The sequence below is a fragment of the Agathobacter sp. genome (assembly GCF_977054825.1).
This window is the reverse complement of record NZ_CDRTEH010000006.1, coordinates 46,866-70,393: the sequence shown is the minus strand read 5'-3', so window position 1 is coordinate 70,393 and position 23,528 is coordinate 46,866. Positions and strand designations below refer to the sequence as shown.

The window sequence follows — 23,528 nt, the reverse complement described above, 5'->3', positions numbered from 1 at the left end:
GTGCCATGCCGGCAACCCCACAACCTAAAAGAGCGAATATGGAAAATACATTTGATATCAAAGAAGAATTAAAAAAACTCCCGGATGCCCCGGGAGTTTATATTATGCATGACAAGGATGATGTAATCATATATATCGGCAAAGCCAAAAGCCTGACAAAGCGAGTACATCAGTACTTTCAGGCGAGCCACAATGAGGGCATCAAGAAAAAACAGATGGTAGAGCATATAGATCATTTTGAGTATATAGTCACCGACTCTGAGCTTGAGGCCCTTGTTTTGGAGTGCAACCTGATAAAGGAGTACACACCAAAGTACAACACCATGCTTCGCGATGACAAGACATATCCGTACATCAAGGTGACACTGGGTGAGGACTATCCGAGGGTTTTGTTTTCGCGTCAGATGAAAAAGGACAAGTCACGTTATTTTGGCCCGTATACGAGTGCCTCAGCGGTGAAAAGCTCGATAGATCTGATAAACAAAATCTATAAGCTTCGCACCTGCAACCGCAGGCTGCCGCGTGATATAGGCGCAGACCGGCCGTGCCTCAACTATCATATACACCAGTGCAGTGCGCCCTGCCAGGGCTATGTGACGAAGGAAGAGTATGCCGTAGCGGTAAAGGGCGCGATAGATTTCCTAAACGGTGACTATGAGCAGACAATAAAGGCCCTTAGCGATAAAATGCTAAAGGCCTCAGAGAGCATGGAGTTTGAGAAGGCGGCCGAGTATAGGGATCTGATAAACAGTGTGAAGCAGGTGGCACAGAAGCAGAAGATAACAAATGCCGACGGCGAGGATAAGGATATCATTGCGCTTGCAAATGACGATACGGATGCTGTGGTGCAGGTATTTTTCATAAGAAACGGAAAGCTGATAGGCAGAGACCATTTCCATGTGAGGGTCGGAAGTGAGGAGGCGGCGGATGATGTGCTGAACAACTTCGTGAAGCAGTTTTATTCCGGAACGCCGTTTATACCGCGAGAGGTCATGCTGCAGAGCGAGATAGAGGATATGGACGTTTTGGAGCAGTGGCTCAGTGAAAAGCGAGGCAGGCGTGTGAATATAAAGGTGCCGCAGAAGGGCATGAAGGAAAAGCTTGTCGAGCTCGCCTACAAGAACGCACTCTTAGTGCTCAGCCAGGATAAGGAGCGCATAAAGAGAGAAGAGGGCCGCACAATAGGAGCTGTAAAGGAAATCGAGGGACTTTTGGGATTACAAGGCTTAAACCGTATGGAGGCCTACGATATTTCCAATATCAACGGCTTTGAGACAGTCGGCTCCATGATAGTGTATGAGAAGGGCAAGCCTAAAAAGAGCGATTACAGAAAGTTTAAGCTTCGCACCGTTACGGGACCTGATGATTATGCGTCAATGCACGAGGTGCTCACACGCCGCTTCACACATGGCATGGAAGAGCAGAGGCAGCTTGAAAAAGACGGTTCGCCACAGGAAATCGGCAGCTTCAACCGTTTTCCGGATATCATAATGATGGATGGTGGAAGAGGTCAGGTAAATATATGCCTTCAGGTGCTTTCCGAGCTGGGACTTCACATACCTGTGTGCGGCATGGTAAAGGATGATTTTCACCGCACAAGAGGTCTTTACTACAACAATGTGGAGATACCTATCGACCGCCACGGTGAGGGCTTCAAGCTCATCACGAGAATACAGGATGAGGCACACCGCTTTGCGATAGAATTTCACAGGTCGCTGCGCTCAAAGAGCCAGGTACATTCGGTGCTTGATGATATTGAAGGCATAGGACCGGCGCGCAGAAAGGCGCTCATGCGCCGCTATCAGTCGTTAGAAAAGATAAAGGAAGCGGATGTTGAAGACCTTATGCAGACAGAGACCATGAACGAAAAAGCAGCACAGGCGGTGTATGCATTTTTCCACTCTGCCACGTAGATTTTGCCACCAAATTGTGGTATACTAAGAAGCAAATATACATCAAGGGGGACCGCAAATGAATGCATTACACTCAGTATCAGTTGCAAAGGTAGCAGAATTGCTCGATCTCAACAATCTCACAAAAGAGATGAACCTAAAGGAGAGGGCGATAGAGTGCTCGGATGTCAACAGACCGGCGCTTCAGCTCTCAGGATATTTTGATCATTTTGAGGAGAGACGAATACAGATTATCGGAAATGTAGAGTATACTTATATAGAGAAGATGAGCGACAGCGAGAAAAAAGAGCGCTACAGCCGCTTTATGGAGTTTGATATACCATGTATCATCTTCTGCAGGGATTTACAGCCGGATGAGATATTTATGGAAGAGGCCAGAGAGCACAGCATTCCTGTGCTGTCAACAGGCCGTTCCACATCAAGCTTCATGGCTGAGCTCATCTATTGTCTTGGTGAGCAGCTCGCACCATGCATCACAGTACACGGCGTGCTGGTAGATGTATACGGCGAGGGAGTAATGATCACAGGAGAGAGCGGTATCGGAAAGAGTGAGGCCGCACTCGAGCTCATCAGACGAGGCCATCGTCTCGTGACGGATGATGTGGTAGAAATCAGAAAGATCAACGAGCATACGCTCATGGGCACATCACCTGAGATAACAAGACACTTTATAGAGCTTCGAGGCATCGGAATCATCGATGTCAAGACACTTTACGGAGTAGAGTGTGTAAAGGAAAAACAGCAGATAGACCTCGTAATCAAGCTCGAGGACTGGAAAAAGGAGGCAGAGTACGACAGACTCGGCCTCGAGGAAGAATATGCCGAGTATCTCGGCAACAAGGTAGTGTGTCATTCACTGCCAATCAGACCGGGACGTAATCTGGCGGTCATCGTAGAGACTGCAGCAGTCAATCACAGACAGAAGAAGATGGGCTACAATGCAGCTCAGGAGCTGTATCGCCGCGTTCAGGCAAATCTTACAAAAAATTCGGAGGCATAATAAATCATGGCAACAGAAAAGAAAAACGCCTGGGAGAAATATCCACAGGGACCTGAAAGAGAAAAATTATTTGCATTTGCAGAGGATTACAGAAGGTTTATATCCGGCTGTAAGACAGAGCGTGAGTGTACGTCAGCAGTTTATGCTGATGCCACAGGACATGGCTTTGTGGACCTTGATGAGCTCATTGAGACAGGAAAGAGCGTAAAGGCAGGAGATAAAATCATAGCAAACAATATGGGAAAGGGACTGGCACTGTTTATCGTGGGCAGCAAGCCACTTGAGAAGGGTATGAATATCCTAGGAGCTCATATTGATTCACCTAGAATGGACTTAAAGCAGGTGCCTTTATACGAGGACACAGACATGGCGCTTTTCGATACACATTACTATGGCGGCATCAAGAAATATCAGTGGGTTACACTGCCGCTTGCACTTCACGGAGTCATCTGCAAAAAGGATGGCAGCACAGTGACAGTCAATATCGGAGACAAGCCAAATGATCCTGTAGTGGGCGTGAGCGATCTGCTTATTCACCTGTCAGGCGAGCAGATGGGCAAGAAGGCCTCAGAGGTCATAAAGGGCGAGAGCCTTGATGTGCTGATCGGAAGCATACCGGGACCTGCAAAGGACGAGGACGACAAGGATATCAAGGAGAGAGTAAAGGCCAATATCCTTACAATACTTTCACAGGAGTACGGTGTGGACGAGGATGATTTCCTCTCAGCAGAGATAGAGGTGGTACCTGCCGGAGAGGCAAGAGACTACGGACTTGACAGAAGCATGATCATGGGCTACGGCCATGACGACAGAGTGTGTGCATATCCTTCATACAGAGCTATGCTTGAGATAGAGGGAGCACCGGAATATACAAGTGTATGCCTGCTCGTGGACAAAGAGGAAATCGGCTCAGTGGGAGCCAGCGGCATGCAGTCACGCTTCTTCGAAAACTGTGTGGCAGAGGTGATGAACCTGGCAGGAGACTACAGTGAGCTTGCAGTAAGACGTGCGCTGAAAAACTCAAAGGTACTCTCATCAGACGTATCAGCAGCCTTTGACCCGAACTATCCATCGGTTATGGAAAAGAAGAACTCAGCATACTTTGGAAAGGGCCTTGTATTCAACAAATATACAGGAGCCAGAGGCAAATCAGGCTCAAACGATGCCAACGCAGAGTATGTTGCAAGGCTTAGAAATATCATGGATACAGCAGATGTTTCCTTCCAGACAGCAGAGCTTGGAAAGGTAGACGAGGGAGGCGGCGGAACAATCGCATATATCCTCGCAAACTATGACATGAATGTTATCGACAGCGGTGTGCCGGTACTCAACATGCATGCGCCATGGGAAATTATCAGCAAGGTCGATTTATATGAGGCATTCAGAGGCTACATTGCATTTTTGAAGGAAGCATAGGCTAAAGGAATATAAGATGAATCAGACATTTGTAAAAAGTGTAACAGAACAATTGCCACAGCTTAGCCTACTGCAGGATGAGCCGATGAAAAAGCACACGACCTTCCGCATAGGAGGGCCGGCAGATTACTACGCAGAGCCTGATGCGAGTCAGATTTCAAAGCTTATAGAGATAGCAAAGGCATGCGATATGCCGGTTGCAGTGATAGGAAACGGAAGCAATCTGTTAGTAGGAGATAAGGGCATAAGAGGTCTTGTAATAGGTATCGGAAAAGGCATGTCCGAAATCGATGTTACAGAAGCTGTGGCGCAGCAAAGCACAGCGCAGGAATTCACAGCACAAGGCAACGGTCATGTTATTACGGCCGGCGCCGGTGCTATACTTGCAGCAGTGGCTGCAAAGGCAGCGGAGGCTTCACTTTCAGGGCTTGAGTTTGCATCCGGCATACCCGGAAGTGTTGGCGGAGCGGTAGTCATGAACGCAGGAGCCTACGGCGGAGAGATAAAGGATGTTTTAATCGATGCCACAGTGCTCACGGCAGAGGGAGAGCTAAAGACTGTGACAAGGGATGAGCTTGATTTATCCTATAGGCACAGCATAGTTCCGGAAAAGAGCTATATAGTGCTGTCAGCCAGATTCATGCTCACACCAAAGCCACAGGATGAGATAAAGTCATATATGGCAGAGCTTCGTGCAAAGAGAGTGGAGAAGCAGCCGCTTGAGTACCCAAGTGCAGGCAGCACCTTTAAGAGACCTGAGGGGTATTTTGCAGGAAAGCTTATCATGGATGCAGGCCTTCGAGGCTACAGCGTGGGAGATGCACAGGTGTCGGGGAAGCACTGCGGCTTTGTGGTAAATAAGGGCGAAGCCACCGCAGCAGATGTCCTGACACTCATAAAAGACGTGCAGGAAACAGTTTTAAAGCAGTTTGGAGTAAAGCTTGAACCGGAAGTTAAGATGATTGGAGAATTCTAGTGAAATTTGTAATAGTGACGGGCATGTCAGGTGCCGGAAAAAGCACAGCAATGAAAATGATGGAGGATATGGGATATTTCTGTATAGACAATCTGCCTATACAGCTGTTAGATAAGCTCATAGACTTTTCAAACACCTTCCACAGCGATGTGTCCAAGGTGGCAGTCGGCATAGATGTGCGAAACGGCTCAGGAATTGATGAGATTCCACAGACGCTCGAGCAGCTAAGGCAGAAAAACTTTCCGTATGAGATACTATTTCTCGATGCTGAGGATGAGGTGCTCGTCAAGAGATACAAGGAGACGAGGCGTAATCACCCTCTCGCAGGCAGTGAGCGCATCAATAAGGGCATCGTGCTTGAGAGGGAAAAGCTGCAGTATCTAAAGGACAATGCCGACTATATCATAGACACAAGCCAGCTTCTCACAAGGGAGCTTAAAATAGAGCTGGAAAAGATATTCGTGCAGAATGAGGATTACAAGAATCTGTTTATCACGATACTTTCCTTCGGCTTCAAGTATGGCATACCGTCGGACTCGGATATAGTCATGGATGTGAGGTTTCTGCCAAATCCCTACTATGTGGACGGATTGCGCGCGAAAACCGGCAACGATAAGGAAATACAGGACTATGTCATGCAGTTTCCGGAGGCGAATGAGTTTATCGACAAGCTTGATGATATGATAAAGTTTCTCATTCCAAACTATATCTCTGAGGGCAAGAACCAGCTTGTCATATCCATAGGCTGCACCGGAGGCAAGCACCGCTCGGTAACGCTTGCAAACGAGCTGTACAAGAGGCTTAGCGGCTGCAATGATTATGGACTTAAGATAGAGCATCGCGACATAGGAAAGGATGCATTGAGAGGTAAATAATATGTCATTTTCCAGTGATGTAAAGGAAGAGCTGGCAAAGCAGATATCAAAAAGCAGGCACTGTCAGCTAGCTGAGCTTGCAGGCATCATAGAGCTCTCGGGCCGTATCAATGAAAAAACAAACAGCCTTGAGCTAGACACCGAAAACCTGCTGCTTTTAAATAAATATGCAACACTTATGAAGCGTGCCTTTGGCACAGATACCACAAAGGCACTGGATGAGCAGGATACAAGTAAGATACTTGCAGCACTTAAAATCACGGCATTGCCTGTAAACAGACAGACCACAGACGGACTGCTTCTGATGCAGACCTGCTGTAAGAGAGCCTTTATCAGAGGAGCTTTTATGGCGGCAGGCTCGATAAGCGACCCCAACAAGGCATACCATTTTGAGATAGTGTGTCACACAAAGGAGCAGGCAAAGCAGCTTCAGGAGCTCTTATGCGGCTTCGATACTGATGCCAAGATAGTGGAGCGTAAGGGACACTATGTAGTGTACATAAAGGAGGGCGCCCACATCGTGGACAGTCTCAACATCATGGAGGCGTATGTGTCGCTCATGAAGCTGGAAAATGTGCGCATATTAAAGGAAATGCGAAACAGTGTAAACCGTAAAGTAAACTGTGAGACCGCAAACATCAGCAAGACTGTGAATGCGGCAGTAAAGCAGATAGAGGATATCAGACTGATACAGAAAATGAGAGGACTCGATGATTTGCCGGCGCAGCTTCGTGAGATGGCGCTGCTTAGGCTTGAATATCCGGATGCACCGCTAAAGGAGCTTGGAGGATATCTGGACCCGCCAATGGGCAAATCGGGAGTCAACCACAGGCTTAGAAAATTATCGGCGATTGCGGAGGAACTGAGATAGATGAAGAAAAAGCTTTTATTTGTATTTAATCCCAAATCAGGCAAGGGGCTCATAAAGGAGCATCTGGTAAATATCGTGGACATCATGACAAAGGCTGGATACAAAATCACCATTTATCCTACACAGTGTCAGGGAGATGCCATAAAAAAGGTCAGAAAAAAAGCTAAAAAGTATGACCTTGTAGTGTGCAGCGGTGGAGACGGTACCCTCGATGAGGTAGTGACCGGCATGGAGCAAAGCGATGTAAATGTACCGATAGGATACATCCCTGCGGGCAGCACCAATGACTTTGCAAACTCCCTCGGCATACCAAAAAATATGGAGGAGGCCGCAAGAGTTGCCGTAAACGGCACTCCGTTCCCGTGTGATGTGGGCGGCTTCAACGGAGATACCTTCGTGTATGTCGCAGCCTTTGGTCTTTTTACAGAGGTATCCTACCAGACCTCACAGCAGATGAAGAATATACTGGGACACGCCGCATATATTTTAGAGGGCGCAAAGCACCTGATGGATATCACCTCGTACAGGATGAAGGTGAGCCATGACGGTGAGACAATAGAGGATGAGTTTATATTTGGAATGGTGACAAATTCCCTTTCGGTAGGAGGCTTTAAGGGCATATCCGGTCCGGACGTGCTGCTTGACGACGGCCTTTTCGAGGTGACACTCATCAAGAATCCAAAGAACCCGATCGAGCTCAATAAGATACTTGCGGGGCTTACAAACCGTGAAAATGATAATGAGCTCATCTACTCCTTCAAGACCAGTGAGATGCATGTGGAGAGCGATGAGGAGGTACCGTGGACTCTCGACGGAGAATATGGCGGCAGCCACACGGATCTGACCATCACAAATTTAAACAAACAGATTACCATTATGTGCTGACAAACACAAAATCGGACACAAAATAGTAATAGTACACAATTTTTTGTCTGATTGTGTTAAAAATTTAACTTTATTTTTATAAGGTTATGTAATATAATAACATTAGCTTTTAATTAACAGGAGGAAAAAATATGTTAGTATCTGCAACAGAAATGCTTAAGAAAGCAAAAGAAGGACATTACGCAGTAGGTCAGTTCAACATCAACAACCTTGAGTGGACAAAATCAGTACTTTTAACAGCAGAGGAGCTTAAGAGCCCTGTAATCCTTGGTGTATCTGAGGGTGCCGGAAAGTACATGACAGGCTTCGGTACAGTAGCAGCAATGGTTAAGGCTATGCATGACGAGCTCGGTATCACAGTACCTGTAGCACTTCACCTTGATCACGGCACATACGAAGGATGCTACAAGTGCATCAAGGCCGGCTTCACATCAATCATGTTCGACGGATCTCATTATCCAATCGATGAGAACGTTGCAAAGACAAAAGAGTTAGTAGCAGTTGCTCATGCAATGGGCATGTCTATCGAGGCTGAAGTTGGTTCAATCGGTGGCGAGGAAGACGGAGTTGTTGGAATGGGCGAGTGCGCAGATCCAGACGAGTGCAAGAGAGTTGCTGATCTTGGTGTAGATATGCTTGCAGCAGGAATCGGAAACATCCACGGAAAATATCCTGCAAACTGGCAGGGACTCAGCTTTGAGACTCTTGACGCTATCCAGCAGAAGACAGGTGTTATGCCATTAGTACTTCACGGTGGTACAGGAATCCCAGCTGATATGATCAAGAAAGCAATCGACCTTGGAGTATCTAAGATCAACGTTAACACAGAGTGCCAGCTTTCATTCGCAGATGCAACACGTAAATACATCGAGGCCGGAAAGGATCTTGAGGGCAAGGGATTTGACCCTCGTAAGCTTCTTGCTCCTGGTGCTGAGGCTATCAAGGCAACAGTTAAGGAGAAGATGGAGCTTTTCGGATCAGTTGGAAAGGCTGAATAATATTATTGCAATTTAGTATTTTTGCACATACTACTTTACAAAATATTTATATCTTGTAGTAAAATTTTATAAAACTTAACTTTTTTAACATAAACACTTGATTTTTGATGCTCAAAGGAGTATCTTAATTTCAGAAATAATGTTAAGCGAAATGAACGAGGGCGTTCCACCATAGATGGAGTGCCCTCTTTTTTAATGAACTAAGAAGTCCGGCATAAAACAAGAACATTCGAGTTTATATGTTGTGCAGCAGTTTAAACATTATTTGAAAATAACAATTCACTCAAGGGGATTGATGAACAGAAAGGATGTAAGATATGAGCGAACAGGAATATTTCAACGTAGCAGACATCTTTGGAGAGAACGTATTCAACGATGCAGTTATGCAGGAGCGTCTTCCAAAGAAGGTTTACAAGAAGCTCCATGAGGTTATGGACGAAGGAAAGGAGCTTGATCTCGAGACTGCTGATGTTATCGCACACGAGATGAAGGAATGGGCCATTGAGAAGGGTGCAACACACTATACACATTGGTTCCAGCCACTTACAGGCGTTACTGCTGAGAAGCATGATTCATTTATCACTTCTCCAATGCCAAACGGAAAAGTACTTATGAGCTTTTCAGGAAAAGAGTTAATAAAGGGTGAGCCGGATGCTTCATCTTTCCCATCAGGTGGTCTTCGTGCTACATTTGAGGCAAGAGGATATACAGCCTGGGATTGTACATCACCTGCATTTGTAAGACAGGACGCAGCAGGCGCAACACTTTGCATTCCAACAGCCTTCTGTTCATACACAGGCGAGGCTCTTGATCAGAAGACACCTCTTCTTAGATCAATGGAAGCAATCAACGATCAGGCACTGAGACTTCTTAGATTATTCGGAAATACAACATCAAAGAAGGTTACTCCTTCAGTCGGACCTGAGCAGGAGTACTTCATTGTAGACCGTGAGAAGTATTTACAGAGAAAGGATCTCATCTTCACAGGACGTACACTTTTCGGAGCTATGCCTCCAAAGGGACAGGAGATGGATGATCATTACTTCGGAGCTATCCGTGAGAGAATCGCAGCTTACATGAGAGATGTAAACAAGGAGCTCTGGAAGCTTGGTGTTTCAGCTAAGACACAGCACAACGAGGTAGCACCTGCACAGCACGAGCTTGCACCTATCTATGCTGAGTGCAACGTAGCTGTTGACCACAACCAGCTCATCATGGAGACACTCAAGAAGGTGGCAGGACGTCACGGACTCCAGTGCTTACTTCATGAGAAGCCATTCGCAGGAGTTAACGGTTCAGGAAAGCATGACAACTGGTCAATCACAACAGATGACGGTATCAACTTACTTGAGCCTGGCAAGACACCACATGACAATGTACAGTTCTTACTTGTACTCACATGTATGTTAAAGGCAATCGACGAGCATGCAGCACTTCTTCGTGCGGCAGCAGCAGATGTAGGAAATGATCACAGACTTGGAGCTAACGAGGCACCACCTGCAATCCTTTCTATCTACCTTGGAGATCAGCTTGGAGACGTATTGAACCAGCTTATCTCAACAGGTACAGCTACACACAGCTTAAAGGGTGAGAAGCTTGAGACAGGTGTTAAGACAATTCCTGATTTCATGAAGGATGCTACAGACCGTAACCGTACATCACCATTCGCATTCACAGGAAACAAGTTCGAGTTCCGTATGGTTGGTTCACAGGATTCTGTTGCACAGGCCAACATCGTACTCAACACAATCGTTGCTGAGGCGTTCTCAGACGCTTGTGATATACTTGAGAAGGCAGACAACTTCGACCTCGCTGTACATGATCTCATCAAGGATTACGCAGTAGAGCACCAGAGAATCGTATTCAACGGAAACGGATACTCAGATGAGTGGGTAGCTGAGGCAGAAAGACGTGGACTTCCAAACATCAAGTCTATGGTAGATGCAATCCCTGCATACGTTGCTCCTGAGTCAGTTGCAGCATTCGAGAAGTTCGGCGTATTTACAAAGACAGAGCTTGAGAGCCGTGCCGAGATTGAGTATGAGACATATGCAAAGACTATTAATATAGAAGCAAAGGCTATGATTGATATTGCCGGAAAGCAGATTATTCCTGCAGTTATCAAGTATGTTACATCACTTGCACAGTCAGTTAACTCAGTTAAGAGTGCAGTTGCTGATGCAGATGTATCTGTTCAGTCAGAGCTTCTTACAGAGAGCTCAGCTCTTCTCTCAGATGCACAGGTTGCACTTGCAAAGCTTAAGGATGAGACAGCAAAGGCCGGTGCTATGGAAGAGGGCAGAGAGCAGGCTGTTTACTACAGAGATGCTGTAAAGACTGCTATGGATGCACTCCGTGCTCCTGTTGATGAGCTTGAGATGATCGTCGACAAAGAGATGTGGCCAATGCCATCATACGGCGATTTAATCTTCGAGGTTTAATCCTTGAATTTAACATAATAATAAAATGGAGACATTTTGCTGAACCACGAAGCTGTGGAAATTGGTGAAGTGTCTCTATTTTTTTATAAATTTTACTTTCGATAAAATGAAAAAATGAAAGAAGAAACAGGAAAGAGAGGACATAACTATGACAGAAGAGATTAGTGGAGTAATTTTCGGAGTCTGGTTCCTTATTGGAGCAGCATTGGTATTCTGGATGCAGGCAGGTTTTGCTATGGTAGAAGCAGGTTTTACCAGAGCAAAGAATACCGGTAACATCCTTATGAAAAACCTCATGGATTTCTGTATTGGTACAGTTGTATTCATACTGATTGGTTTTTCACTTTTATTAGGAGAAGATGTACTTGGTTTTATTGGTAAGCCGGGATTTGACATCTTTACATCTTACAAAGATTTTGACTGGTCAAACTTTGTATTCAACCTGGTTTTCTGTGCGACAACAGCAACTATCGTATCAGGAGCTATGGCTGAGAGAACCAAATTTATTTCATACTGTGTTTATTCAGGAGTTATTTCGGCAGTTATTTACCCGATCGAGGCTCACTGGATCTGGGGCGGTGGCTGGCTTTCACAGCTTGGCTTCCATGATTTCGCAGGTTCATGTGCCATCCACATGGTTGGTGGTATCAGTGCTCTTGTAGGAGCTGCAATCCTTGGACCTCGTATTGGAAAGTTTACAAAGGATAAAGACGGAAAGATTACAAAGGTAAACGCTATTCCGGGACATAACATCACAATCGGTGCACTCGGTGTATTCATTCTCTGGCTTGGCTGGTATGGATTCAACGGTGCAGCAGCAAAATCAGTAGAGCAGCTTGGTTCTATTTTCGTAACAACAACAATCGCACCTGCACTTGCAACAGTAGTTTGTATGATTTTCACATGGCTCAAATATGGCAAGCCTGATGTGTCAATGTGTCTGAATGCTTCACTTGCAGGACTTGTAGCTATCACAGCAGGATGTGATGTAACAGATGCACTCGGTGCTATCATTATCGGTTCCGTAGCAGGACTTCTTGTATGCTTCGGTGTATGGTTCCTTGACTATGTACTTCGCGTGGATGACCCTGTAGGTGCTGTCGCAGTACATATGATGAATGGTATCTGGGGAACAATCGCTGTTGGTCTTTTTGCCACAAACAGTGCTCCTGGATATTCAATCGCTGATTCAAAGGGCAACGAGCTCGTAGGACTTTTCTACGGCGGTGGATTTAAGCTTTTAGGACTCCAGCTCACAGGCTTTGTTTCTGTTGCAGCATGGACAGTAGTTACTATTACAATCGTATTCCTTGTTATCAAGGCTACACTTGGACTTAGAGTTTCAGAGGAAGAGGAAATCATCGGACTTGACCCAACAGAGCATGGTCTTCCATCAGCATACGCAGGATTTGCTATCATGGATGTATCAGGTGATGTCATGGATGTCAATGAAAATACAGACCTTGGTTCTTCAGAGTATGCAACAGCTTCTCAGGCTAAGAAGGATGCAGCAGTGCCTGTTGTAAATGCAACAACACCGGCTTCAGCAAGCGGTATCCACAAGGTTGTTATTATTTCAAAGCTTACAAAGTACGACAAGCTTCGTAAGGCTATGAATGACTTAGGTGTAACAGGAATGACAGTGACACAGGTTATGGGCTGTGGTATCCAGAAGGGTGCCGGCGAGAAGTACCGTGGAGCTGAGCTTGATGCGACATTACTTCCAAAGGTTAAGGTTGAGGTAATCGTTGGCAAGATTCCGGTAGAAAAGGTTATTGAGACTGCTAAGAAGACTCTCTACACCGGACATATCGGAGATGGCAAGATCTTCGTTTACGACGTGGCACAGGTTGTCAAGGTTCGTACAGGCGAGGAAGGAATTGAGGCATTACAGGATGTAGAGTAATGCAAATTATTATCTAATCCCCTTAGCATATATACATCAACAAAAACCCCCGAGGATTTAATCCCCGGGGGTTTTGCTTTAGATAATTAAGTTATGAATTGTAATGGTTAACGATGAGTGTTAACGGTCACTGTTACCGGATGAAGCTCCGCCGGCACCGGAAGAACCGGTAGCGCCTGAACCACTAGCACCTGAGCCTGAGCCGGTAGTACCTGACCCGGTACCAGTACCGGAAGTACTTGAACCAACACCACCGGATCCGGTAGAACTTGGCCCGGTACCGGTTCCTGTACCACCTGTCTGCGTTCCTGCCGCAGTGCCATCGGTACTGCCCGGTGTCGTACCTGAATTGGTAGGATCCGTGGTGGTTGGTGTGCTGTTGATCAGCGATGTTGCATCATGTAATGTACATACGGTATTCATGAACGTATCATCTGCCATAAATTCATACTCAGGGCTGCCTGATACAGCGCCTGTTATAAATACCTTTGGTGTTTTGTTAGGACAATACGGACCGGCAATGGCTCCCGAATCTGCACAAATTTCAAGTGCAACATGATGATCGCAGTTGTCTGTCGGTACAGTGTCCGTATCAAAATATTCGGTTGTCAGCATTGATCCGCGAGGATCATTGTCACATGTTCCTTCTAAAGGCAGAAGCCCTGATTTGCTGCATACCGTGGTATTTGTTATACCATCCGGCTGTACAAAGTCTTTGGTTTCAAGTCCTTCATGGATTCTGCTCATGGCATTTTTCCATATATTCTTAGGGTAGGATGTGAGCTTGCCGGACTGTTTTGAGTTGTCATCATAGCCGCCCCATACAACACATGTGTAGTATGGCGTGTAGCCTGCCCACAGGCAGTCGCGGTTGCTTGTTGTGGTACCGGATTTACCCGCCTGGGCTATCTGGCTGTCAAAGCGAGCCAGCTTTCCGGTTCCCTGTGTCAGAACATCCTTCATGGCATCTGTAAGAAGCCATGCTGTGGTATCCTTGATTACAGTACGTGAGTCCTGTGTTTCAGTCTTGTCAAGTAATACTTTGCCATCGTGGTCAAGAACCTGAGTGTAGAACTTTGGCTCTAAGTATACTCCGCCGTTGGCTATTGTAGCATATGCACCTGTAAGCTCAAGGTTTGTGACACCCTTTGTCAGTCCGCCGAGTGCCAGTGACAGGTTTTTGTCGGAATCGGTGAGAGTTGAAATACCGAAATCCTCTGCATATTTGTAACCGAGCTCAACCCCGATATCCTGTAAGGTTTTGACTGTTACAATATTGATGGACTTTGTTATTGCCCATCGGATGGAGGTAAAGCCTCCGAATGATTTGTCATAGTTGTTGAAGGTTTTTGAACCTACTGTAAACGGTGCATCATCCTGCACGGATGCAAGAGTTTTGCCACCTGCATCGAGAGCAGCAGCATAGCAGCCGATTATCTTGAAAGTAGAGCCGGGCTGTCTGCATGTATCTGTGGCTCTGTTCCATGTCCTGTTGCCGGCTTTGTCACCGCGACCGCCGACCAGTGCCTTTACCTCACCGGTGCTGTGATCGATGACTGTCATGGCAACCTGCGGCTCCAGCGTGATATTGACGGATTCAGAGCCCTCCACGATGGAATCGCCCTCCTCAAGTACATCCTGCTCGTACTGTGCAATAGCTGCGTTACATTCGTCAGGGCTTGAGTAGTTGATGCTGAAATCTTCATTGTTGGTTTTCTTCTTATAAAAAGAGAGCATGGTCTGGTTCGTGTAAGTCTTGTATGAACCGTCAGCCTTTTTTACCTCGAAGGAAAGCTGGAACGAATACTTTGCATCGGACGGATAGTTGGATGGATTGTTTGCTTCCTCGTCGCATATGGTCTGCATAGTAAGGTCCTGTGTCGATTTGATGGTCAGTCCGCCCTGATAAATCAGCTTGTAGGCTTCTGTCTCAGAGTAACCGGCGGCTGTGAGATCGTCGAACACGTTGTCGATGAGTGCATCAATAAAGTATGAGTTCACGGAGCCTGAGCTGGCAGTGTTGTACTCAGCGATTCTTGAGTAGACATCATCGGCCATGGCCTCATCATATTGGGCCTTGGTGATATAGCCCTGATCCTTCATGTTATTCAGCACCTTTTCACGTCTCTTGGCATTTTTGTCAGGGTGAGTGATAGGGTTGTAGCCGGATGGATTCTGAGTGATACCTGCGATGACTGATGCTTCGGAAAGCGTGAGCTCTGAGACATCCTTGTTAAAGTACTTCTTGGATGCGGCCTGCACACCGAGGGTATTGGCCCCCAGATTGACCGAATTCATGTAGTTTTCAAGAATCCAGTCCTTGTCTTTTACCTGCTTTTCGAGCTCGAGAGCAAGGTACTGCTCCTGAATCTTTCTCTGAAGCTTTTCTACAAAGGAAGTCTCGCTTGTCCAGCTGGTCAGTACGTTGTTCTTGATGAGCTGCTGAGTTATCGTGCTGGCTCCCTCACTGAATCTGCCCTTTGACAGACCTGAGATAAAAGCTCTTCCGATACCATGCAGGTCGATGCCGTTGTGGTCGTAAAAGCGTTCGTCCTCGATTGCAACAAAAGCATGCTGCAAGTCTAGCGGAATCTCATCGATGGTGACATACTGCCTGTTTGCCCCCTGACCTACGAGTGTGGCGGTTTCTTCTCCGTTTGCCGCCAGAACGGTAGTTGAGTAGCCGGTAGGAGTGACATCGATCTTTGATATGTCAGGTGCGGAATCAATGATTCCCCTCATGACACCGATTCCTGAACTGATGCCGGCTGCGCCTGCTACAATTACTACAACCAGAAGAATCTTTAGGACAATGAGCTTGAACTTGTTCTTGACCTTTGAGCTCTTATTGTCATATTTCCGGAGCAGCTGCATCGTAGCTTTTTTGCCGTAATTCATATATAGGCCTCCTTGTCATTATAAAGATTTGTAATCTTGTTTGTATATACTGCAATTATAAAATAAACAGTATACATTATTATATCAAATATAGCATTTAAATGCAATTTACAGATTGGATTTCATATTATATAATACAGGTAATAATTACAGCGCGATAAAGGTGTCTTTAAGAGGCAGGACTGTAATCGGGCTATATCAGGATGGAAAGAATATCATATGTCAGAGAATACTATAGGCCTGTACGTGTACAAGGGCGGACAGGGCGAGATAACAGAGAAGAAATCAAGGTTTATAGCAACCGTAAGGCCGGTAGAGTCCGAGGAGGAGGCTGTAAGCTTTATCAATGAGACGAAAAAGAAATACTGGGATGCAAGGCACAATTGCAGTGCCTTTGTTATAGGAAAGAGGCAGGAGCTGACTCGCTGCTCGGATGACGGAGAGCCGGCAGGCACCGCAGGCCGACCTATGCTTGATGTGCTCCTTAAGGAAAATATCCACAATGCCGCTGTTGTTGTGACGAGATACTTCGGTGGGGTGCTGCTTGGAACAGGAGGCCTTGTGCGTGCGTATCAGCAGGCCACAAAGGCGGGGCTTTCGGCAAGTGAGATAATAGAGAAGAAGGATGGTACTGTTCTTTTTATCAGGACGGACTATACCGGAATCGGAAGACTCCAGTATCTGTTTGCACAGGAGAAGCTTACGGTGATGGACACAGCGTATGAGGCCGATGTGCTCGTAAAAGCCGTTATCCCGGAAAATGATAAAAAACGCATAGAAAAAACAATCATAGAGCAGACAAACGGCACAGCAAAGCTTGAGTGGGGTGATGAGGTGACATTTGCTGAATATGACGGCGGTGTGTTGCTGTTTACAAATTAGCTGGCCGAAAGTTAGCCGGGGCTCACATTTTAGCAGGACAAGCAGCATTTATATCAATTACATTCAATTAAAATAAAAAAATGCTTGACACTATATAATCACATGTGTATAATATCTTTTGTTGAGACAACACATTGGCCCATCGCCAAATGGTAAGGCAACGGACTCTGACTCCGTCATTTCAAGGTTCGAATCCTTGTGGGCCAGCTAAAGAGAACTTCAATAGAAGTTCTCTTTTTTTCTTGTGTAATAATGCGATTTGTTATAAAATAAAAACGTATATGACTTAAATGGTTATAGAAGGATGGTGTGATATGAACAAGAATTTTTTAAGAATTATTAATCTTATAGAAGAACTCGGCTCTGAAAAAAAGACACCAATTACTATACAGCAATACCAGGATATCATTAATAAAAGCTCAAATCTTTGGATGTCCAATGGTGTGGATGAAGCGTTTGAATTTATCAGAAGTTACTTCAATTTTATAGACTAGAGGAATTAGATATGGCTTTTTCATTTGACAGCAGAATACGTTACAGCGAGGTGGATTCCTCATGCAGACTGAGCCTTACGGGTCTTACCAATTATTTTCAGGACTGTAGTGTGTTCCACTCACAGTCACATGATGTGGGAATCAGATTTCTGGCGGACAATCATATAGCATGGGTGCTTTCATCCTGGCAGATATGCATAAACAGGCTTCCGCTGCTTAATGAACAGGTAAAGATATCCACCTGGGCATATGGTATGAAGGCGTTTTACGGCTACAGAAATTTCACACTGGAAGATAAAGACGGCAGCACACTGGCATATGCCAATTCGGTCTGGGTGCTTGTTGATACACGAACCGGCAGACCGGTGAAGGTGCCGCAGGAGTTTGCGGATACATATGGTCTTGAACCACAGCTTGAGATGGAGTGTGCAAAGCGCAAGCTTCATATTCCTGATGATATGGAAAAAAAGGGTGAGATTGTGGTTCCTCAGTTTTTTATAGACAGCAACCAGCATATGAACAATGAGAAGTATGTTATGCTGGCGCAGCAGCTTCTGCCGGATGGCTTTGAGATAGCTGAGCTTCGTGTGGAGTACAGAAAAGAAGCAAAGCTTGGTGATACAGTTATATCATATGTGAAATATACATCAAATAGTGTGACAGTGGTGCTTGCGGATAAAGATAAAAAACCGTATTCGGTGGTAGAGTTTTTGAGTAAGTCGTTACCGGGAAAGTAATTATAATTCCATTATTTAACAACGATACAGTTTTGATACAGAAAGGACGGAAAAACATGAGATTAGGAGAATATCAGGAGCTTGTATGTGTAAAGAAGGTTGATTTTGGCATATATCTGTCAACATCTTCGGATTCGGAGGAGAGAGTACTGCTTCCGGCAAAGCAGATTCCGGATGGAGTAAGGACGGGAGATAAGCTTGAGGTCTTTGTATACAAGGACTCAAATGACAGGCTTATTGCCACAACAAACAAGCCAAAGTTGACACTTGGAGGGCTATCAGTGCTTACTGTCAAGGAGGTGACCAAAATAGGTGCGTTTCTTGACTGGGGGCTTGAGAAGGATCTGTTTCTTCCTTACAAGGAGATGGTCAGAAAGGTCAGTGCCGGTGATGAGATACTTGTTACATTATATATAGATAAAAGCCAGAGACTCTGTGCTACCACAAAGGGCATTTATCATATGCTCAGCACTGATTCGCCATACAAAAAGGACGATATGGTTTCAGGCCGCGTGTATGATTTCAGCGACAATTTCGGTACATTTATCGCTGTGGATGACAAATATTCAGCCAAGATACCGGTTTTTGAGAACGCCGCTTATCTGAAGCTTGGAGATGTGATAGAGGCAAAGGTCACTGATGTCAAGGCAGACGGCAAGCTTGATCTGACAATGAGGGAAAAGGCATATATTCAGATGGATTCCGACTCTGAAAAGATTCTTGAGCTGCTTGATTCATACGCAGGTGTGCTTCCGTTTTCGGAAAAGGCAAGCCCGGAGGTAATCAAGAGAGAAACAGGACTCAGCAAAAACGCATTCAAGCGTGCGGTTGGTCATTTATATAAGGAAAGAAAGATTGATCTCACAGATGGCAAAATCCGTCTGAAGAAATAACAGTCTTTTTAATAAATTTTAACAGGAAAGAAGGACAATAACATGAAAAACGTTATCAGTACAGACAAGGCACCGGCAGCAATCGGACCATATTCACAGGCTATCGAGGTAAATGGCATGGTATATACATCGGGAGTGATTCCGGTAGTTCCTGAGACAGGTGAGATTCCTGAGGGCTCACAGGCACAGGCAAAGCAGGCATTTACAAATCTGTCACATCTGCTTGAGGCAGCCGGAACAAGCATGGACAATGTTGTAAAGACTACGGTTTTCATCAAGGAAATGAATGACTTTGGCGCAATCAATGAGGTATACGCCACATTTTTTGACGGAGCATACCCTGCAAGAAGCTGTGTTGAGGTTGCAAGACTTCCAAAGGATGTAATGCTCGAGGTTGAGGCTATTGCTATTAAATAAAATTATTACATAAGTATTTCATGCGACATAAGTCCTATTCGTTGGAAAATGTCAAGATTTTCTTAAGAATTCACTAAGAAAACATTGACATATATATGTTGCTTTGCTATAATGACAAAGTAATATTTGTAACAAATTCGTAATAACTGTTACAAATTCATACAACGGAGGGTAAAATGAAAGTAAATTATGTGAAACTCACAGCCGGAGTGCTTACAGGCTTTATGGCTCTGTCATCAGTGCCATATGCAGTATACGCGGCTGGACCTACTGCAGGAGTAGCTAGTTATACATCAGATATTGTTAGTACATCAAACACTCTTACAGCCGGTGTTACATCTATGTTGACAGATGTAATGTTAAAAGGTGATGAGACATCAGAGACTGCAACAGATGTTGCGGCAACAGATGCCGAGCCGGTTAAATCAGCATATGCTGATACAGCAGTTGCACAGGTTAGCGACAGTGTTAATATACGTGCGAGTGCGGACGAAAACAGCGAGTCTCTTGGAAAGCTCTATAACAATGGAATTGGAACAGTGCTTGAGACAACTGATAACGGATGGTACAAAATCCAGTCCGGTTCAGTAACAGGATATGTAAAGGGCGATTATGTTGTAGTCGGTGACGATACACTCGTACAGAGCGTAGGACGCCGCGTGGCAACAGTCAATACTGAGACACTCAAGGTCAGAACAACAGCATCTACAGATGCAGAAGTACTTGGTCTTGTGTCAGGAGAGGATGACCTCACAGTTGTAGATGAGTCCACAGACGGATGGGTAGGTGTATCTACCGCAGACGGTACCGGATATGTATCTACAGATTATGTGACACTCGATACAGAGTTCACTTATGCTGAGTCTAAGGAAGAGGAAGCAGCAAGACTTGCCAAGGAAGAGGCAGAGCGTAAGGCAGCCGAGGAGGCAGCTAGAAAGGCTGAGGAGGCAAAAGCAGCTAAGGCAGCAGCTAAAGCAGCAAAGAAGTCATCTAAGTCTTCAAGCAAATCATCTGACAGTTCTTCATCAGAGAAGAGCTATAGCACACCAAGCGGTTCAAACGGACAGGCAGTTGTTAATTATGCATCACAGTTCGTTGGCAATCCTTATGTTTACGGTGGTTCAAGTCTTACAAACGGAACAGATTGTTCAGGATTTGTAATGTCAGTTTATGCACAGTTTGGCATCAGCTTACCACATAGCTCATCAGCAATGAGAAGCGTTGGATATGGTGTGAGCACAAGCGATATGCAGCCTGGAGATATCATCTGCTATAGCGGACATGTTGCTATCTACTGTGGTGGAAACACTATTGTACATGCAAGCAACCCATCAGACGGTATCAAATATACATCACCGGCTAACTACAAATCAATCATTGCAGTTAGAAGAATTTTCTAATAAAATTCATGCCGGATAGGTAAATATGAATCTATAAAGACCTTCATCTCGATGAGATGGAGGTCTTTTTTCTGCATAGACTGTATATGATGAAAGTATTAAATGAGAGTATTATAAGAATAAACGTTATTTTTGTTTATGATATTTGAAATAAGAGGCTTCTACGATATACATATATACTTAAAAACGGGGCAAATCCAGGCAGAATGGAAAACAGGGTTGTCAAGAGTAATTTTTATCACATATATCAAAATAGCAACATGCACAAAAAAGTGGACATGCTAAACAGAATGAATTTGGATTGGGGATAAATGTGGATAACTATCAACAAAAACAAGTTTCAAAGTGCCCTAAAAATGAGTTATGCACGGAGTTATGCACATTATCCACATTTTTGAATGTGAACAAAAGAACAAGTGTTTTGTAAAGTTGTGATAAAGTTGCACTAAATTAGTAATATTTCGGAAATAATATTGACATTTTAATTGTAAATAATATGAATGAAAGACTTTATAATTGTCGGACAACTCGGAAAAGTGTTGATTATGTAAGTTAATTTTGTTATACTTCAAATTATGATTAAAAAGATAGATATTGCAGGGCTACAACTTGATAACTATACAGTACGCGAGATGATCATGAGAGTCGACAGGCGTATTTCAGAGAGGATACTCACTACAATTGAGGAAGTGAATATGGATACGCTGGCATTGGCTGAGTCTGACGAAGAGGTGAAGCAGGCACTGGAGGCATGCGATTATACTGTCATTGCGGATGAAGGCATACTAAGGGCGGCATCGGCCGATACCTTGCAGCGTCGGCACGAGATAGAGGACCATGACTTCTTTTATGAGCTGTTTAAGCGGCTTGAGAGAAATGATAAAAAAATCTTTGTGATTGCAGAGTCTCAGACTGCCGCTGATGAGGCGGAAGGATTTCTGCTTGGATTATTTGACAGAGCGCGTATATCCGGCAAGGGTGTTCTGGATGATTCACAGGGATGCAGCGAAAAGCTTGTCAATGAGATCAACATAGTCTCGCCTGATGTGATTGCATCATTCCTCCCATCGCCGGTACAGGAGAGGTTTCTTTTGCATAACAGGGAAAAGCTTTTGATGAATCTCTGGTACGGGATCGGAAATAATAAGTTTATGGGGGAAAAGCATGGTTTTATTGGAAAAATAAGAAAAATGCTTGATGTGAAGCGTCTTACACATCTTATCAACACCTATGAACACCGACAAAACAGTTCGATATAGTTAATTCTTATAACAATAAAAGAAAAAATAAGAGGAAATGTGTAAAAATTGTACATTTACCTCTTTATTTTTTTGTGCGAATGTATTAAAATAATAGCAAGTATTTATGCAATTAGTTATAAAGTGACTGTGAGGGCAATGAACAGTTACCAAAAAGGGGAGAAGGAGAACGATTTATGATTTCCAATCAGATACTTCAAAATACAATTGATGGCCTTAAAGGAATTACAAGAACCGATCTTTGTGTGATAGATGTAGAGGGCAAGATTCTTGCAGCTACATTTCCGAACGCTGAGGCGTTTATAGAGCCGGCACAGGCCTTTGTTGCATCACCTGCAGACAGTCAGGTGATTAATGGATGCCAGTTTTTCAAGGTCTTTGATGATCACCAGCTGGAGTATGTGCTTTTAGCTTATGGTGACAGCGAGGATGTCTATATGATAGGCAAGATTGCAAGCTTCCAGATTCAGAATCTCCTGGTTGCATACAAGGAGAGATTTGACAAGGATAACTTTATAAAGAATCTGCTTTTGGATAATCTCCTTCTGGTTGATATATACAATCGCGCGAAGAAGCTTCATATTGATATTGAAGTGAGGCGTGTAGTGTTTATTGTTGAGACAAACAGGGAGAAGGACGGCAACGAGCTTGAGAAGATCAGAAGTCTTTTCGGTGGCAAATCAAAGGATTTTGTTACAGCTGTTGACGAGAAGAATATAATAGTAGTGAAGGAACTGGCAGAAAACGAGACCTATGATGATCTCAGAAAGACAGCCGAGGTGATTTTGAATCTGTTCAGATCCGAAGCGGACGGGGTACATATTGCATATGGTACTGTTATCAACGAGTTGAAAGAGGTATCGCGCTCATACAAGGAGGCCAGGATGGCTCTCGATGTCGGAAAGATTTTCTTTGAGGAGAGGAATATTATAGCATATTCCCAGCTTGGAATAGGTCGTCTGATATATCAGCTCCCGATTCCTCTATGCAAGATGTTTATCAAAGAGATATTCGATGGCAAATCCCCTGACGATTTTGATGAAGAAATATTATCTACTATAAATAAGTTCTTTGAGAATAGCCTGAATGTATCTGAGACTTCAAGACAGCTCTACATTCACAGAAATACTCTTGTATATAGACTGGACAAGCTTCAGAAAAGTACAGGGCTCGACCTTAGAGTGTTCGAGGATGCCATCACATTTAAGATTGCCCTTATGGTAGTCAAATATATGAAATATATGGAATCAATGGACTATTAAGGAGA

19 protein-coding genes and 1 tRNA gene are annotated in these 23,528 nt (G+C 44.6%); 19 read left to right on the top strand and 1 reads right to left on the bottom strand.

What is annotated here, in order from left to right:
* Positions 1–38: 38 nt before the first annotated feature.
* From uvrC to ACW6PM_RS07535, 10 genes are all read left to right on the top strand, one after another.
* Entirely contained in the window at positions 39–1,913 is a 1,875-nt protein-coding gene (uvrC, locus tag ACW6PM_RS07580) for an excinuclease ABC subunit UvrC (protein WP_456056750.1), read from the top strand.
* Positions 1,914–1,971: 58 nt separating this feature from the next.
* Positions 1,972–2,913, top strand: coding sequence for an HPr(Ser) kinase/phosphatase (hprK, locus tag ACW6PM_RS07575; protein WP_117686044.1), 942 nt, complete (start codon positions 1,972–1,974; stop codon positions 2,911–2,913).
* 6 nt (positions 2,914–2,919) lie between these two features.
* Positions 2,920–4,329: an aminopeptidase gene (locus ACW6PM_RS07570; RefSeq protein ID WP_448754672.1), complete on the top strand. Its 1,410-nt coding sequence runs from the start codon at positions 2,920–2,922 to the stop codon at positions 4,327–4,329.
* A gap of 16 nt (positions 4,330–4,345) precedes the next feature.
* Complete coding sequence (murB, locus tag ACW6PM_RS07565; protein ID WP_456056749.1) at positions 4,346–5,305, top strand: UDP-N-acetylmuramate dehydrogenase; 960 nt, start codon at positions 4,346–4,348, stop codon at positions 5,303–5,305.
* Entirely contained in the window at positions 5,305–6,180 is an 876-nt protein-coding gene (rapZ, locus tag ACW6PM_RS07560) for an RNase adapter RapZ (protein ID WP_109258458.1), read from the top strand. Before murB ends, rapZ begins: the two co-directional genes overlap by 1 nt.
* Position 6,181: 1 nt before the next feature.
* On the top strand, positions 6,182–7,051 hold the full coding sequence (whiA, locus tag ACW6PM_RS07555; protein WP_456056748.1) for a DNA-binding protein WhiA: 870 nt from the start codon (positions 6,182–6,184) through the stop codon (positions 7,049–7,051).
* Entirely contained in the window at positions 7,052–7,936 is an 885-nt protein-coding gene (locus ACW6PM_RS07550) for a diacylglycerol/lipid kinase family protein (RefSeq protein ID WP_456056747.1), read from the top strand.
* A gap of 131 nt (positions 7,937–8,067) precedes the next feature.
* Positions 8,068–8,934, top strand: a complete 867-nt coding sequence (gene fba, locus ACW6PM_RS07545; protein WP_012741603.1) for a class II fructose-1,6-bisphosphate aldolase — start codon at positions 8,068–8,070, stop codon at positions 8,932–8,934.
* Between the two features lie 317 nt (positions 8,935–9,251).
* Entirely contained in the window at positions 9,252–11,375 is a 2,124-nt protein-coding gene (locus tag ACW6PM_RS07540) for a glutamine synthetase III family protein (RefSeq protein WP_308650514.1), read from the top strand.
* A 148-nt stretch (positions 11,376–11,523) separates the two neighbouring features.
* Positions 11,524–13,281, top strand: a complete 1,758-nt coding sequence (locus ACW6PM_RS07535; protein WP_456056746.1) for an ammonium transporter — start codon at positions 11,524–11,526, stop codon at positions 13,279–13,281.
* A 120-nt stretch (positions 13,282–13,401) separates the two neighbouring features.
* Here ACW6PM_RS07535 and ACW6PM_RS07530 read toward each other — a convergent pair whose 3' ends face one another.
* Positions 13,402–16,179 carry a transglycosylase domain-containing protein gene (locus ACW6PM_RS07530; RefSeq protein ID WP_456056745.1) on the bottom strand — a complete coding sequence of 926 codons (2,778 nt, stop codon included), beginning with the start codon at positions 16,177–16,179 and terminating at the stop codon, positions 13,402–13,404.
* Positions 16,180–16,398: 219 nt separating this feature from the next.
* Between ACW6PM_RS07530 and ACW6PM_RS07525 the strand changes: the two genes are divergently transcribed.
* The 9 genes from ACW6PM_RS07525 to ACW6PM_RS07485 all read left to right on the top strand — a co-directional run bounded on the left by ACW6PM_RS07525 (position 16,399) and on the right by ACW6PM_RS07485 (position 23,523).
* Entirely contained in the window at positions 16,399–17,061 is a 663-nt protein-coding gene (locus tag ACW6PM_RS07525) for a YigZ family protein (RefSeq protein WP_456056744.1), read from the top strand.
* A 135-nt stretch (positions 17,062–17,196) separates the two neighbouring features.
* Positions 17,197–17,268: transfer RNA gene (locus tag ACW6PM_RS07520), tRNA-Gln, on the top strand.
* A gap of 107 nt (positions 17,269–17,375) precedes the next feature.
* Entirely contained in the window at positions 17,376–17,555 is a 180-nt protein-coding gene (locus ACW6PM_RS07515) for a hypothetical protein (protein ID WP_308650510.1), read from the top strand.
* A gap of 11 nt (positions 17,556–17,566) precedes the next feature.
* Positions 17,567–18,292: an acyl-[acyl-carrier-protein] thioesterase gene (locus ACW6PM_RS07510; RefSeq protein ID WP_456056743.1), complete on the top strand. Its 726-nt coding sequence runs from the start codon at positions 17,567–17,569 to the stop codon at positions 18,290–18,292.
* A gap of 56 nt (positions 18,293–18,348) precedes the next feature.
* Entirely contained in the window at positions 18,349–19,185 is an 837-nt protein-coding gene (locus ACW6PM_RS07505; RefSeq protein ID WP_456056742.1) for a CvfB family protein, read from the top strand.
* Positions 19,186–19,227: 42 nt separating this feature from the next.
* Complete coding sequence (locus ACW6PM_RS07500; protein WP_456056741.1) at positions 19,228–19,602, top strand: RidA family protein; 375 nt, start codon at positions 19,228–19,230, stop codon at positions 19,600–19,602.
* Between the two features lie 176 nt (positions 19,603–19,778).
* A complete protein-coding gene (locus ACW6PM_RS07495; protein ID WP_456056740.1) occupies positions 19,779–21,002 on the top strand; it encodes a C40 family peptidase in 1,224 nt (407 codons plus the stop codon).
* Positions 21,003–21,640: 638 nt separating this feature from the next.
* Positions 21,641–22,261, top strand: coding sequence for a WecB/TagA/CpsF family glycosyltransferase (locus ACW6PM_RS07490; RefSeq protein ID WP_456056739.1), 621 nt, complete (start codon positions 21,641–21,643; stop codon positions 22,259–22,261).
* A gap of 176 nt (positions 22,262–22,437) precedes the next feature.
* Positions 22,438–23,523 carry a PucR family transcriptional regulator gene (locus tag ACW6PM_RS07485; protein WP_012741615.1) on the top strand — a complete coding sequence of 362 codons (1,086 nt, stop codon included), beginning with the start codon at positions 22,438–22,440 and terminating at the stop codon, positions 23,521–23,523.
* The last annotated feature ends 5 nt before the right edge of the window (positions 23,524–23,528 follow it).